A 14,298-nucleotide genomic window follows, 5' to 3' on the forward strand; every position below is an offset into this window, starting at 1 on the left:
GATGGCGGCGGAGATTCCCGGCTCGGTGCTGTTCTGCTGCGATCACAACGCCATCCGTTCGCCCATGGCGGAAGGGATGATGAAGAAATTTTACGGCCGCTCTGCCTATGTGCAGTCCGCCGGGGTCAAGAATGATCTGGAAATAGATGGCTTTGCGGTGTCTGTTTGCGACGAGATCGGCGTGACGCTGACAAACCATCGCACCCGCAGCTTTGAGGAAATGAAGGCCTGGGGCGATGATCTGGGCGGGTTCGATCTGGTCGTGGCGCTGTCTCCGGCCAGTCAGCGACTGGCGCTGGAACTGACGCGGCTTTACCACCTGCATGTGGAATATTGGCCGATCATGGACCCGACCGGCATGGCCGAAGGACGCGAGGCCAAGCTGAACATGTACCGCCAGACCCGCGATCAGATCCGCAAGACGATGATCAACCGCTTTGGCGAGCCGGCAACCGAATAGCGCAAATCCCGGCGATCACTTGACCGCCAGGTTCGCCCCGTGTTCCTCGCGCGCCAAGAGCCAAAGCGACGCCCCGACGATCAGCGCCGAGCCCAGCCACATGCTGCCCGGCGGCACGAAGCCAAAGGCAAGGATGCCCAGACCGACATTGAAGGGCAGTTTCACATGGTCGAAGGGCTGCAGAAAGGCCGCGTCGGCGGTCGCATAGGCGCGGGCCAGCGCGTATTGCGCAAGCGCGGTCAACAGGCCGGCCACAGCCAGCGTTGTGATGGCCGCCGCGCCGGGCAGGGCAAAGCCGCCGGCACCCGGAAACAGCGCCAGCCCCGCGTTCAACGGTGTCAGCAGCGCCAGCAGATAGAGGGTCAGTGCCTCGGGGCTTTCGGTGGCGGTCATGCGCTTGGTCATCAGCGACGACCCCGCCCATAGCGCCGCGGCCGCCACCGGCGCCAGTGCCCAGGGGGTAAAGGCATCAGACCAGGGTTGCAGGATCACCGCACCGCCCAGAATGCCAAGGGCAACGGCGATCCAGCGGGGCGAGGTCACACGCTCGCCCAGCAGCAGTGCGGCACCAGCGGTCACGAAGAACGGTGACAGCATGATCAGCGAAATCGCCTGCCAGATCGGCACATGTGCCAGACCCAGCACCCATAGCTGCACGCCGCCCACGGCCAGCCCGACCCGCAACAGATGTGCGCCGAACCGGCGCGTGCGAAAATCGGCCCGGCTGACGGCCAGCCAGGGCAGGGTGAACAGCAGTGCTGTCAGATATTGCCAGAATGTGATGGTCGGCGCGGCAATGCCCAGCCCCATGGCGGCATATTGCACCAGCGTGTTGACCACGGCGAACATCGCGCCGGCCAGGATCATCAGCGCCGCACCGGTGGCGGTTGGCGACGAGAACATACGAGTCATGGCGTCATCCCTTCGTTACGCACATAACCCAAGGCAAACAGGATGACGTTGCCGCGCGACCGGCGGCAAGGTTTCCCGTTCTCTTTCATCCGGACTGTGACCGTCGGCCCTGGAATTGCACCAGATCTGCTGACCCTTGACCATCGCCAAGGCGCTCGCGGGCTGTAACCGCCGGTGGGGAATTTCGCCCCGCCCTGAGAACGACGCGGCCCAAACAGCCGCGTCGTTCAGTTAGGGTGAAGCTGGCCATTCGACAAGTGCCTAGCTGCGGGCGCGAAAGTATTCCGGTGCGTCCCACATCGTTCGTTTGGCCTCGTCCTCGGCCTGCTCGCGGGTAATGCCAATGTCGTGCAACTGTTCATCGGTCAGTCTGGACAGGTCAGCGCGCGTCTTGCGAACGTCGAATGCGGTCAGGATACGCTCTAACCAGTTCGGACGCGGGATGATGCCGGTCCCGGTAACGACACGGGCCATCGCGGTTGATCTATAGGCCATCGTTCAATCCTCCTGATACGACTTATCATTAACAAAGATGAATGATTTGTTTGAATTCATCTGTTGTATTGATAAGATGGCACCTGACAGAGCATTCGTAAAATGAATGATTTTGATCCGATGTATCAGGGGTTCTGAACGATGAGAAATCTGGATATCGCCACGCTGAGGTCGTTGCAGGCGGTTGCCGAATATGGCGCGGTCACCCGCGCGGCAGAGGCGCTGAACATGACCCAAAGCGCATTGTCCATGCAGATCAAGCGGCTGGAAGAGGTGTTTGACCGGCCATTGCTGGAAAAGGCAGGGCGCGGGGTGGTGCTGACCGATTTCGCGCAACTGCTGCTGACCGACAGCCGCAAATTGGTCGCGCAGAATGATGCGATCATCAGCCGGTTCACGGGCGTGCTGCCCGATAGTCGACTGCGGGTCGGACTGACCACCGACTGGCCACCCCTGCATCTGACCCATGCCGTGCGGCGGTTTCGCGCGGCGCATCCAAATGTCGAAATCGTACTGACCGACGGTGGCAGTATTGATCTGCTGAAACAGTTCGGGCGCGGTGAGCTGGACGTGATCCTGACCACAGAGGCCGATTGCAGCGAGGGAGGTGTCAACCTGATGCAGGTTCCGCTGGTCTGGGTCGGGGCGCATGGTGGCACCGCCTGGCAGCAGCGTCCTCTGGCTCTGACCAATGGTCTATACTGCGCCTTCCTGACGATCGGGGTTGCGCAACTGGAGCGCGCCGGCATGGCATGGGAACATGCCTCCGGTATTGGCGGATGCGAACGCAATCTGATGCTGACGGCTGCGGATCAGGGGGTCAATATCCTGCTGCAGACCCAGACGCGCGATGGCCTGCAGCGCATCGACCACGGTGGTGCATTACCACCTTTGCCGCCGGCGTTTCTGAACATGTATCTGACCGACGGCAATGTCGGCGACATGGCAAGCGAGTTCGGCTGCTACCTGCGCCGCGCCGTGAAGGAAGAGGTGCAAGAGCAGGCGGCCTGAGATTGCGGGTCATCTGCTGGGGGGGTGGGTGAGAGGCTGGACAGCGACCCAAGCGAAAACTCGTTGCGGCTGCTTCCTTCCGGACCTGACCGGGTTGGCGAGATGCATGCCCGCGCCAACCTCTCACCGCGATAGATATGTCAGCCCGTCGTCGGGTTCAACCCCGTGAAAGATTCAGGCGAATGCGGATAAAGCCGTCTTCGGTCTTGCCCGCACATTCAAGGCCATAGCCGCTATCATCCCCAGTCCGTTCCAGATAGCGCATGGCAGAGGGACCGGTTTCGAGGATGGCCGAAGCCCCTTCGACGGGGACAAAGCCCCAGGGACGCACATCCGATGGGCGCACCCGGCGACGGCGGCGGACATAGCGGCGCAAAACATCGCGGGTCAGCGATTCGTCATCCAGAACGACGCGATTGCCGCCCACCAGCGGACCGAACAATCCGCAGGTTGCCAGCCGATAGGAATTTGTCGCCAGCAGGAATTTATCGTCGTCACCGACCTTGCGTCCGTGATGGGTTAGATCGCGGATGCGCGAGGCCTCGGGATTGATCAGCCGGCCCGTGGGGCTATAGCGGCGCGGGCTGGTCAGATCGATCTGCCAGCCAAGCCCGTCGATCACGTCGAAATTATAGCTGGGGAAATCGGGCTCGATCAAAGGCTGATCGGTCTGTCCGGGCTCGACCTGGCGAAAGATGCTGGCGGACCGTTCCAGCCAGCCACGCAACTGGGCGCCGTAGGTTTCGATCGCGCAGACGCGGTTGGGATAGAAATAAAGATCGGCCAGACTGCGCAGCGTCAATATGCCGGCGGGCACGTCGGTATAGCAGTCGGGTCCACCTCGCCCGCCCGCCCGAAAGGGTGCGACAGCAGACAGGATCGGCAGCCCGTCCCATTCCGTACCGCGCAACATGCGCCGCACATGCCAGCGCTGCGCCATGGCCACCAGCCTGAGGCCGGGATCCTGACCGATCAAAGAGAAATAACTGGTCAACGGCGCCTCGGTCCGACCCACGCGGCGGCGGATGTGGCGCAAGGTTTCGCGGTGAGGGGCCAGCGTGGCTGAATAGACCCGCTTGACCGGCTGGTGTTTGCGGTCGACCGGCTCTGCCGCCACCTTGAAGTTCGTGATGCTCCACTTGCCGTCCGTACCGCATTGCAGGTCGAGGTCAACGACCCCCAGATGCGAGCCGCCAAAGCCTGCCATGACAGCGGGTTTGCCCATCAGCGTGCCCCGTGCCGGGTCGACGCCCGGCGCCCGGGCAAAGGCCGCCGAGGGGAAAACCTCATGCGTATGACCGGCGATCACCACGTCGATTTCGGGCAGGGCGGCCAGAGCGGTCGATGCCTGATCGCCCGGGTGAATTGGGTGTACGGGCCCGATGCCATTATGGGATAGGGCGATGATCAGGTCTGCACCCGCCGCCTTGAGTTGGGGCAGCACGCGCTTGGCGCTGGCCACGATGTCTTCGCCGTCCAACTCGCCCATCAGGTGACGATCCCAATCGACCGTCTGGGGCGGCGCAAAGCCGACCACCCCGATGCGTATAGGATGCAACAGGCCGCGGGCGTCGCGCAGGTCGCGTTGCAGCAGCAGCCACGGCGCAAAGCCCGGCCCCGCCGTCGGCATCAGATTGGCGACGGTAAAGGGAAAATGCGCGGCACCCAGTACGCGACGCAGGAAACTGAGGCCAAAATTGAAGTCGTGATTGCCCAGAGTGGCCGCGTCATAGCCAAGCGCGTTCATCGCCGCGATCGCCGGGTGCGGGCTGCGAGACGATACACCGCGCACTTCGGCAATATATTCGCCGAGTGAATTCCCCTGCAGGAAATCGCCGTTGTCCAACAGCAGTGAATTGGGTTGTTCCGCGCGCCGCGCCTCGATCAGGGATGCGGTGCGCGCAAGCCCGATGCGGTCAGACGGCTTGTCAGCCAGATAGTTGTAGGGCAGCACGTGCATATGCGTGTCGGTTGTGGCCATGATCCGCAGAGCAAGCGTTGTCGTGTCGCTTACCCAACCTTGAGGCCCCGCCGCTGTTGTCATGCCACTGTGTCCGTCCGCCACCTCTGATACCTTATTCGCGTCATCTTTGACCGGCACTGTCGAGTGCCGGACCGCTTTAGCCACGCGGCAGGCAAGACCGCGACTTCCGCCAGCGATTTTCTGCCAATTCGTCGCAGTTCACAACTATTGATTGATCAATTGCGGCGATGGGGCCAGCGAAATAACGTTTTCGCGACGAATCAGTTGCGCAACGACCACGATTTTACGCAACAATTGCTTGAAAATTCTTGCATGACCACGTAGACGGCTCGACGCCCATGCGGCGATGTTAACTCCTTTTATGCGTCAGGCTGGTTGTATGAAGTTTTCGACACGCAAGGAAACCGAACTGGCCGCAGAAGACCTGTACCGGTCGATCAGCGATTTTGACTGGTTCGAGCATATAGTGCAGCGGCGCGGAGCCGCCATCACCCGCAGCGACAAGTCGAAGCCGGCCACGGGTGGCAGGGCGTGGGATATTCGTTTTCAGTGGCGCGGTCGTCGGCGCATGCTGCACCTTGTCGTGACCGAGATCGACCGGCCCGAGCGGCTGATCATGAAAGGCGAGTCCGAGGCCTTTGATCTGACCATCACGATGACCGTTGTTGCATTGGGCAGGACGCGTTCGCGTCTGATCTTTGAAATCGATCTGCGCCCGCGCACCATGCGCGCGCGCCTGATGTTGCAAACTGCCAAGCTGGGCAAATCCCAACTGGACAAGCAATTCGACCGCGGTATCGAAACGCTGCTGAACCAGATGACCGCCGAACGCGCCTGAGGCGCTATTCTTCGGGCAGGGCCGGGGCGTGCTCTGCGCGCAGGGGATCGGCCGGGTAGACGCCAAGAATGGTGAGGCTGGACGAAAAATAAGCCAGTTCATCCAGCGCGCGCCGCACATTCGCGTCATCGGGATGGCCCTCGATATCGGCGTAAAATTGCGTCGCGGTGAAAATGCCGTCGGCCATATAGCTTTCCAGCTTGGTCATGTTGACGCCATTGGTCGCGAAACCACCCATCGCCTTGTACAGTGCCGCCGGAATGTTGCGGACGCGAAAGACGAAGGTCGTCATCATCACCTTGGCGCGGCGTTGATGATTGTCGGCGCGTGACATGATCAGAAAGCGCGTTGTGTTATGGGCGTGATCCTCGATATGGCGGGCCAGAATCTGCAGGCCATGGATCTCGGCGGCCAGATCCGAGGCCAGAACGCCTGTTCTCCGCTCTCCGCTTTTTGCCAGTTCGGCTGCCGCTCCGGCGCTGTCCGCCGCCGCCTCACCGATGATGCCATAACGCGACAGATAGCTTGCCGATTGCGGCAGCAACACCAGATGGGCACGGACCTTGTTAATCTCTTCGATCTTGGTGCCGGGCAGCGCCATCAGGCTGATATGCACGCGCACAAAGGCCTCGTCCACGATATGCAGCCCGGATGCCGGCAGCAGGCGATGGATGTCGGCCACCCGCCCATAGGTCGAGTTTTCGACCGGCAGCATTGCCAGATCGGCTTGCCCGCTGCGCACGGCCTCGATCACATCCTCGAAGGTGCGGCAGGGCAGCGGTTCCAGTTCGGGGCGCGCGTTACGGCAGGCTTCGTGGCTGTAGGCGCCAAGCTCTCCCTGAAAGGCGATGCGATTGGTCGGGGCGTGTTGCGTCATCCTGCGTTCCCTGCGACACTGCCGGGCGACAGTTTGTCACCTGCTTTCTGCGATATCGGGGCTAACTATACCTTGATCCCGCAAAGAGAAAGCGGATAGATACAGGCCAAATTCAAGGCTTACCATTCCGGGGATCGCTGGCAATGTTCGATACGATGACCATCACCAAGACAGCAGGCGCGCTGATCGGTGCACTTCTCTTTCTGTTGCTCGCGAACTGGGCTGCCAGTGCCGTCTTTCATGTCGGCAGCAGCGCCAGTCACGGTGAAGAGGGCGAAGAGGGCCATCAACAGGCCTATACCATCGAGGTGCCGGAAACCGGCGAAGGCGGCGAGGCAGCCGTGGAAGAAGAGATCGATTTCGACGCGCTCATGGCCTCGGCCGATGTTGCTGCAGGCGAAAAGGATTTCGGCAAATGCAAGGCGTGCCACAAGCTTGACGGCTCCGATGGCGTTGGCCCGCATCTGAACGGCGTGGTCGGTCGTGCCGTCGCCAGTATTGGTGGTTTCGCCTATTCCGATGGCATGGTCGAGCATGGCGGCGACTGGACCCATGACGCGCTGCAGGAATTCCTTGCCGATCCCAAGGGTGTCGTTTCGGGTACGAAAATGTCTTTTGCCGGTCTGAAAGATCCGCAGGACCGCGCCGACCTGATCGCCTATCTGGAAACGCAGTAACAGGCCGCGACGATCTCATCGCGAGTTGAAAACAGGGGCGCGGCCAATGGCTGCGCCCTTTCTCGTTCACGAAAACGCGGCTTGATCCTGTTGCCTGCGCTGCCTAGCGTTAAGAAAATTAGCCAAACGGGGATCGTTATGCGCGCCTTTCTTCCTGTCTTTGCTGTCATGGCCGGTGTCTCGTTGCAGCCAGCCGCCGCGCAGGAAACCACGCTGACGCCGCAAGACAGCGACGACGCGGTCACGGTGTCGCACGGCTATGCCATCATCGGCGACCTGAAACTGCCTGCCGATTTCAAGCATCTGCCCTATGTGAACCCGGAGGCGCCGAAAGGCGGCTATATCGTTGAATCGGTGCCCAACACATCGAATTTCGACAATTTCAATCCGTTTACCTTCAAGGGTCGCCCGGCGGTGTTTTCGGCCCAGATGCTGGAAACGCTGATGGGCCGCGATTCCAGCGATTTCGGCGCGTCCTATTGTCTGCTGTGCGAGACGCTGGAATATCCCGAAAGCCGCGACTGGGTGATCTTTCACCTTCGCCCCGAGGCGCGCTTTGCCAGTGGCAATCCGGTCACCGCGGATGATGTCGTCTTTTCGGTCGAGGCGATGCGCGATGACGGATCGACCGGCACCAGACTGTCGATCCAGCAGCAGATCGCCAAGGTCGAGGCGATTGACGACCTCTCGGTCAAGTTCAGTTTCGTCGAGGGCTATCCCCGCCGCGAGGTGGTGTCCTTCGTGGGCGGCTTACCGATCATGTCGCGCGCCGATTTCGAGGAACGCGGCCTGGGGCTGGATGAAACCATGGACAAACCGCTGATCGGTTCGGGGCCCTATGCACTGACCGGCTGGAGCATGGGGCGTTGGGTCGAGGTGACGCGGCGCGACGATTACTGGGGTGCGGATCTGCCTCTGAACATTGGCCGGAACAATTTCGACCGGATGCGCTATGAATATTTCGCCGATTATGATGCGGCGTTTCAGGCTTTTACGGCTGGCGAATATACGTTCCGGCGCGAAAACAGTTCAATCAAATGGGCCACCGCCTATGATTTTCCGGCGCAAGACAAGGGTTGGGTCAAGGTCGAGACCATGCCCGATAACGGCAGCGTTTCTGGACAAGCATGGGTTTTTAACCTGCGGCGTGAAAAATTTCAGGATGCGCGCGTGCGTCACGCCATCGGGCTGATGTTCAATTTCCAATGGATCAACGACAAGATGTTCTATGGTCTCTATGCGCGTCCTGACAGCTATTGGGAGAACCAGCCGCTTGAGGCCGAAGGGATGCCAACCGAGGGCGAACTGGCCTTGCTGGAGCCGCTGCGCGCCGATCTGCCCGACGCCGTCTTTACCGAAGAGGCCTATGTCTGGCCTGTGGGCAACGAACAGCCCCGCGACCGCCGCGCCATGCGTCAGGCGGGTGCATTGTTGGACGAAGCAGGTTGGACCATTGGTGATGGCGGCATGCGGCGCAATGCCGACGGCGAGGTCTTGAGCGTCGAATTTCTGAATGATTCCGTAACGCTGGACCGAATTCTTAACCCTTACATCGAGTCCCTGCGCAGCATCGGGATCGACGCGGTGAATGCGCGTGTCGACAATGCAGAGCTGGAATCGCGCGAGCGTGCGCATGATTTCGACATTACTTCGGCTTTCATGGGTCAAAGTCCGATCCCCGGCGCCGAGATGCTGCCGGTGTTCGGCAGCGAATTCGCCACCTCAGAGAGCAACCTGATCGGCCTCAAGAACCCGGCCATCGACAAGCTGATGAAGGATGTCGAACACGCGCAGACCCAAGAGGAAATGGAGACTGCTTCCCGCGCGCTGGACCGGTCGCTTCGGGCGATGTTCCTGACAATACCGCAGTGGTACAATTCGGATCACTGGCTGGCCTATTACGATATGTATGCCCATCCAGAAGAACTGCCGGCATTCGCACTGGGCCAGATGGATTTCTGGTGGTTCCTGCCAGAGCGGGAAGCAAAGCTGAAAGCCGAGGGCGCGTTGCGCTGAACATGGGATGGCGAACGGTGACGTGACCGGGGAAAACGGGGCAAATCGCTTGCTTTTCCGGGCCGAAACGTCGACAAGACGTGAAATCCGAACAGGGCCGCAAAGGCCCGGACAGGGCTAGAGGGCAGGGCTTATGGGTGCCTATATTCTGCGGCGTTTGCTGCTGATCATCCCGACGATGATCGGGATCATGGTGATCAACTTCACCCTGACCCAATTCGTGCCCGGTGGTCCCATCGAACAGATTGCGGCACGACTGCAGGGCGAAGGCGATGTGTTTCGCAATATCGCGGGTGGCGGTGCCGATGCGGGGGCGGCTGCATCCAGCGAATATGCTGGTGCGCGGGGGTTGCCGCCGGAATTCGTGGCGCAGCTGGAAAAGGAATTCGGCTTCGACAAGCCGCCCTTGCAGCGTTTCATGACGATGATGGGCAATTACCTGACCTTTGATTTCGGCAATAGCTGGTTCAGGTCGATCAGCGTGCTGGAACTGGTCAAGGAAAAGATGCCCGTCTCGATCACGCTGGGGCTGTGGACGACGCTTTTGGCCTATGTGGTCTCGATCCCTCTGGGCATCCGCAAGGCCGTGCGCGACGGCACGCCCTTTGATACCTGGACCTCGGGCGTGATCATCATGGGCTATGCGATCCCGGCATTTCTGTTTGCCGTTGTGCTGATGGTGCTGTTCGCAGGGGGCAGTTACTGGAAGATCTTTCCTCTGCGCGGCTTGGTCAGCGATAATTTCTATTCGCTGTCCACATGGGGGCAGATCAAGGACTACCTGTGGCACATCACGCTGCCGGTCGTCGCCATGTCGATTTCCGGGTTCGCCACGCTGACGCTGCTGACCAAGAACAGCTTTCTCGATGAGATCAACAAGCAATATGTGATGACCGCCCGCGCAAAGGGCCTGACCGAGCGGCGGGTGCTGTATGGCCACGTTTTCCGCAATGCCATGCTGATCGTGATCGCCGGTTTTCCGGCACTGTTTCTGGGCGTGTTCTTCGGCAGTTCGATCCTGATCGAGACCATCTTTTCGCTTGATGGCCTTGGACGCCTGGGCTTTGAGGCCGCCGTGCAGCGCGATTATCCGGTGATCTTCGCCACGCTTTATGTCTTTGGCCTGATCGGCCTGCTGGTCGGGATCCTGTCGGACCTGATGTATGTCTTTGTCGACCCGCGCATCGACTTTGAAAAAAGGGCCGGCTGATGGCGCTGTCGGAACTGAACCGCCGCCGCTGGCGCAATTACCGCCGCAATGGCCGCGCCTTCTGGTCGCTGTTGATTTTTGCGGTCCTGTTTCTGATCGCGATCTTTGCCGAGGTCGTGGCCAATGACAAACCCATCGTCGCCAGCTATCGCGGAGATCTGTATTTCCCGGCCTACAATTTCTATCCCGAAACCGCCTTTGGTGGCGATTTCGGGACCGAGGCGATCTATAGCGACCCCGCCGTGCAATGCCTGATCGTGACCGGCGGACGCGACGAGTGCTGGGATGATCCCGAGGGGCTGATCGAGGCCGTGGACAATGGCAGCAGCGATGTCCCAAGCGCGGAACAGGGCTGGATGATCTGGCCGATCGTTCCCTATCATTACAAGACCATCAACAATGTCGGCACCGCGCCAAGCGCACCTGACGCTGATCACTGGCTGGGCACCGACGACACCGCACGCGACGTGCTGGCCCGCGTGATCTACGGTTTTCGTACCTCGATCATGTTCGCGCTGATCGTGACGGTGGTGGCCAGCGCCATTGGTATCACGGCGGGCGCCGTTCAGGGCTATTTCGGCGGGCGCATCGACATCGTCTTTCAGCGCCTGATGGAGATCTGGCAGTATACGCCCTCGCTATATGTGATCATCATCCTTTTCGCGATCCTGGGTCGCAGTTTCTGGCTGCTGGTCTTTGTGACGATCCTCTTTGGCTGGCCTGCGCTGGTCGGCGTGGTCCGGGCCGAATTCCTGCGGGCGCGCAATCTGGAATATGTCCGCGCCGCCCGCGCCCTTGGGGTGGGCGACCGGGTTATCATGTTCCGCCATATGCTGCCCAACGCCATGGTTGCGACGTTGACCATGCTGCCCTTTGTCGTGACCGGCGCGATCAGCGGCCTCGCGGCGCTGGATTATCTGGGCTACGGCCTGCCGGCATCGGCACCGTCTCTGGGCGAACTGGCCTTGCAGGCCAAGCAGAACCTGCAGGCCCCGTGGCTGGCCTTTACCGCCTTTTTCACCTTTGCCATCATGCTGTCGCTGCTGGTCTTCATCTTCGAAGGCATCCGTGACGCCTTCGACCCGCGAAAGACCTTCAAATGAGTGCTGGCGAAGACGATGCCGAACTGAACCCGGTCAGCCCCGCCGTCGGCGCACCTGCAGCCGTGGCTGAAAGCAATGATCCATCGCGCGGTATGCCGGGCGACGAGCAGGGCCATGCCATCGCCGCCGCGCCCTCGGATGCGGTGTTGGCGGTTAGGGATCTGCAGATCAGCTTTCGCAGCGAGGGTCAGCTGTTTCCGGCGGTCAAGGGCGTCAACTTTCACATCAGCCGGGGCGAGACCGTCGCGCTGGTCGGCGAATCCGGTTCAGGCAAATCCGTGACCGCACTCAGCACCGTGCAATTGCTGGGCGATGCGGCGGTGGTCAAGGGATCGGTTCAGTATGAGGGGCGCGAGATGGTCGGCGCCTCGGATGCCTTGCTGCGCGAGATCCGCGGCAATGACATCAGCTTTATCTTTCAAGAGCCGATGACCTCGCTCAACCCGCTGCACACGCTGGAAAAGCAGCTCAGCGAATCGCTGGCGCTGCATCAGGGGCTGAAAGGTCAGGCATCGCGCGCGAAAATCGTTGATCTGCTGACCAAGGTGGGCATTCGCGACCCGGAAACCCGGCTGGCCGATTACCCGCATCAGCTGTCGGGCGGCCAACGTCAGCGGGTGATGATCGCCATGGCGCTGGCCAACGGTCCCGATCTGCTGATCGCGGATGAACCGACCACCGCGCTGGACGTGACGATTCAGGCCCAGATCCTTGAACTGCTGGCCGAGTTGAAGCGGGACGAAGGCCTGTCGATGCTGTTCATCAGCCACGACCTTGGCATCGTGCGCCGCATTGCCGACCGTGTGTGCGTGATGAAAGATGGCGAGATCGTCGAGCAAGGCCCGGTCGAGGATATCTTTGCCAATCCACAGCATCCCTATACCCGCAAACTGCTGGAGGCAGAGCCGACCGGCACCGTCGAGCCGCTGGTCGAGGGCGCTGAGGAAATCGTCAGCACGGATGATCTGAAGGTCTGGTTTCCGATCAAGCGCGGCTTTCTTCGTCGCACCGTCGGCCATGTAAAGGCGGTGAACGGCGCCACCATTTCGGTGCGCGCGGGCGAGACGCTGGGGATCGTGGGCGAATCCGGTTCGGGCAAGACGACGCTGGCGCTGGCGATCATGCGGCTGATCGACAGTGACGGGCCGATCGTTTTCATGGGGCAGGATATATCGGGCTGGGCCAGCAAACGGCTGCGCCGGCTGCGTCGCGACATGCAGATCGTGTTTCAGGATCCCTATGGCAGCCTGTCGCCCCGGATGACGGTCGAGCAGATCATTGCAGAAGGTCTGGGCGTCCACGGGGTCGAGCCGGGCGCGGACAAGCGGCAGATGGTTTCGGACATCATGACCGAAGTGGGGCTGAACCCGCAGATGATGCACCGTTATCCGCATGAATTCAGCGGCGGTCAGCGCCAGCGCATCGCCATCGCCCGGGCGATGATCCTGCGTCCCAAGGCCGTGGTTCTGGATGAGCCGACCTCGGCGCTGGACATGACGGTGCAGGTCCAGATCGTGGAATTGCTGCGTGGTTTGCAGCGGAAATACGGGTTGGCCTTTCTGTTCATCAGTCATGATTTGCGCGTCGTGCGTGCCATGTCACATCAGATCATGGTCATGCGCGCGGGCGAAGTGGTGGAACAAGGCAGCGCCGCTGCGGTCTTCGACGCACCGCGCGACGATTATACCCGTGCGCTGCTGGATGCCGCGATGAACCCCGCCCGCATCGGCGCCTGACGGCGCATCCTGACGCGGTTGAACAGGATCAACCAGCGCGGGTAAAGGCTTCGTGAGGCTGGCCAAGGCCGTTTTATGGCAAAATGAAGTCATGGGACCCACGGCAAGGATAGCGCGCGTCTGCCCAGTTATGCTCTGGGCGGGATTGGCAACGGCGGCGGCTCAGACAGAGCCGGCGGAATTGGGCGTTGGCGCCGAACTGGTGATTGCCGTCGATATCTCGCGCTCGATTGACCCCGATGAGCAACTGATCCAGCGGCAGGGTTATGCGGCAGCCTTTCGCAGCAAGGATGTGCAGGACGCCATCATGCACGGGGGTTGGGGCAGGGTGGCCATCACCTATGTGGAATGGGCGGGCGAGCCGATCCAGAACATCATCATTCCCTGGACGCTGATCGACAGCGCCGATGCTGCCCATGGATTTGCCGACCGCATCGAGCAGGGCAGTCCGCGCAGCGCCTCGCGAACGTCGATTTCGGGGGTGATCTCATTCTCGGCCGAGATGTTTGAACAGAACGGCTATACGGGATTGCGCCGCGTGATCGACGTGTCGGGCGATGGTCCCAACAATCAGGGGCGCGGCGTTACCGAGGCGCGCGATGCAGCCCTGATGCGTGGCATCACCATCAACGGGCTGCCGCTGATGACCAACGGCCGCCGAGAGGCCGCTTTCGGTTTTGGCCGTTGGAGCACGATCGCCAATCTGGATGCCTATTACGCGGATTGTGTGATCGGGGGGCCGGGCGCTTTCGCGATCCCGGTGACCGCATGGGATCAATTTGCAAATGCCGTGCGCCAGAAGCTGGTTCTGGAACTGGCGGGCAGACAGCCACCCCAGCCAGAGAGGCTGATCCAGGCGCAGGCCCGGATGCCCATTGATTGCCTGATCGGCGAGAAGATGCGGGCCGAACGTCAGCGCGATTTGGGCCGCGATTGAGGTCCGTATCTCTGCCTTGGGCGGTGTGCCAGCCCGTCAGGT

The 14,298-nt window shown here is 61.1% G+C and carries 13 protein-coding genes, 1 other RNA gene and 1 riboswitch; of the genes, 9 read left to right on the forward strand and 5 right to left on the reverse strand.

Annotated elements, in window-relative coordinates:
* Position 1: 1 nt before the first annotated feature.
* Positions 2-460 (forward strand): arsenate-mycothiol transferase ArsC, encoded by a 459-nt coding sequence (locus tag CUV01_RS14330; protein ID WP_101461069.1) that lies wholly within the window; start codon positions 2-4, stop codon positions 458-460.
* Positions 461-475: 15 nt separating this feature from the next.
* Here CUV01_RS14330 and CUV01_RS14335 read toward each other — a convergent pair whose 3' ends face one another.
* Complete coding sequence (locus tag CUV01_RS14335) at positions 476-1,372, reverse strand: DMT family transporter (RefSeq protein WP_101461070.1); 897 nt, start codon at positions 1,370-1,372, stop codon at positions 476-478.
* A 73-nt stretch (positions 1,373-1,445) separates the two neighbouring features.
* A riboswitch (FMN riboswitch) is annotated at positions 1,446-1,578 on the reverse strand.
* 55 nt (positions 1,579-1,633) lie between these two features.
* The gene (locus tag CUV01_RS14340) at positions 1,634-1,867 is read right to left on the reverse strand and encodes a DUF1127 domain-containing protein (RefSeq protein ID WP_101461071.1); all 234 of its coding nucleotides are present in this window, start codon (positions 1,865-1,867) and stop codon (positions 1,634-1,636) included.
* Positions 1,868-2,008: 141 nt separating this feature from the next.
* On the opposite strand from CUV01_RS14340, the gene CUV01_RS14345 reads away from it, so the two are divergent.
* Positions 2,009-2,878, forward strand: coding sequence for a LysR family transcriptional regulator (locus tag CUV01_RS14345; RefSeq protein ID WP_101461072.1), 870 nt, complete (start codon positions 2,009-2,011; stop codon positions 2,876-2,878).
* Between the two features lie 27 nt (positions 2,879-2,905).
* Here CUV01_RS14345 and ffs read toward each other — a convergent pair.
* Both ffs and CUV01_RS14355 read right to left on the reverse strand, forming a co-directional pair.
* Positions 2,906-3,003, reverse strand: an RNA gene (ffs, locus tag CUV01_RS14350) — signal recognition particle sRNA small type.
* A gap of 32 nt (positions 3,004-3,035) precedes the next feature.
* The gene (locus tag CUV01_RS14355) at positions 3,036-4,922 is read right to left on the reverse strand and encodes a bifunctional 2',3'-cyclic-nucleotide 2'-phosphodiesterase/3'-nucleotidase (protein ID WP_101461073.1); all 1,887 of its coding nucleotides are present in this window, start codon (positions 4,920-4,922) and stop codon (positions 3,036-3,038) included.
* Between the two features lie 319 nt (positions 4,923-5,241).
* On the opposite strand from CUV01_RS14355, the gene CUV01_RS14360 reads away from it, so the two are divergent.
* A complete protein-coding gene (locus CUV01_RS14360) occupies positions 5,242-5,700 on the forward strand; it encodes an SRPBCC family protein (RefSeq protein ID WP_101461074.1) in 459 nt (152 codons plus the stop codon).
* 4 nt (positions 5,701-5,704) lie between these two features.
* Here the strand turns inward: CUV01_RS14360 and CUV01_RS14365 are convergent, their stop codons facing one another.
* The gene (locus CUV01_RS14365; RefSeq protein ID WP_101461075.1) at positions 5,705-6,577 is read right to left on the reverse strand and encodes a prephenate dehydratase; all 873 of its coding nucleotides are present in this window, start codon (positions 6,575-6,577) and stop codon (positions 5,705-5,707) included.
* Positions 6,578-6,720: 143 nt separating this feature from the next.
* On the opposite strand from CUV01_RS14365, the gene CUV01_RS14370 reads away from it, so the two are divergent.
* From CUV01_RS14370 to CUV01_RS14395, 6 genes are all read left to right on the forward strand, one after another.
* Complete coding sequence (locus CUV01_RS14370; RefSeq protein ID WP_101461076.1) at positions 6,721-7,254, forward strand: c-type cytochrome; 534 nt, start codon at positions 6,721-6,723, stop codon at positions 7,252-7,254.
* A 138-nt stretch (positions 7,255-7,392) separates the two neighbouring features.
* The gene (locus CUV01_RS14375; protein ID WP_101461077.1) at positions 7,393-9,270 is read left to right on the forward strand and encodes an extracellular solute-binding protein; all 1,878 of its coding nucleotides are present in this window, start codon (positions 7,393-7,395) and stop codon (positions 9,268-9,270) included.
* 133 nt (positions 9,271-9,403) lie between these two features.
* Positions 9,404-10,480: a microcin C ABC transporter permease YejB gene (locus tag CUV01_RS14380; RefSeq protein WP_101461078.1), complete on the forward strand. Its 1,077-nt coding sequence runs from the start codon at positions 9,404-9,406 to the stop codon at positions 10,478-10,480.
* A complete protein-coding gene (locus tag CUV01_RS14385; protein ID WP_101461079.1) occupies positions 10,480-11,583 on the forward strand; it encodes an ABC transporter permease in 1,104 nt (367 codons plus the stop codon). The genes CUV01_RS14380 and CUV01_RS14385 overlap by 1 nt, the downstream gene beginning before the upstream one ends.
* Positions 11,584-11,675: 92 nt before the next feature.
* Positions 11,676-13,319 carry an ABC transporter ATP-binding protein gene (locus CUV01_RS14390; protein ID WP_101462117.1) on the forward strand — a complete coding sequence of 548 codons (1,644 nt, stop codon included), beginning with the start codon at positions 11,676-11,678 and terminating at the stop codon, positions 13,317-13,319.
* 181 nt (positions 13,320-13,500) lie between these two features.
* Entirely contained in the window at positions 13,501-14,256 is a 756-nt protein-coding gene (locus tag CUV01_RS14395; protein ID WP_232962268.1) for a DUF1194 domain-containing protein, read from the forward strand.
* Positions 14,257-14,298 lie beyond the last annotated feature (42 nt).

Source organism: Paracoccus tegillarcae (genome assembly GCF_002847305.1).
GTDB lineage: Bacteria > Pseudomonadota > Alphaproteobacteria > Rhodobacterales > Rhodobacteraceae > Paracoccus > Paracoccus tegillarcae.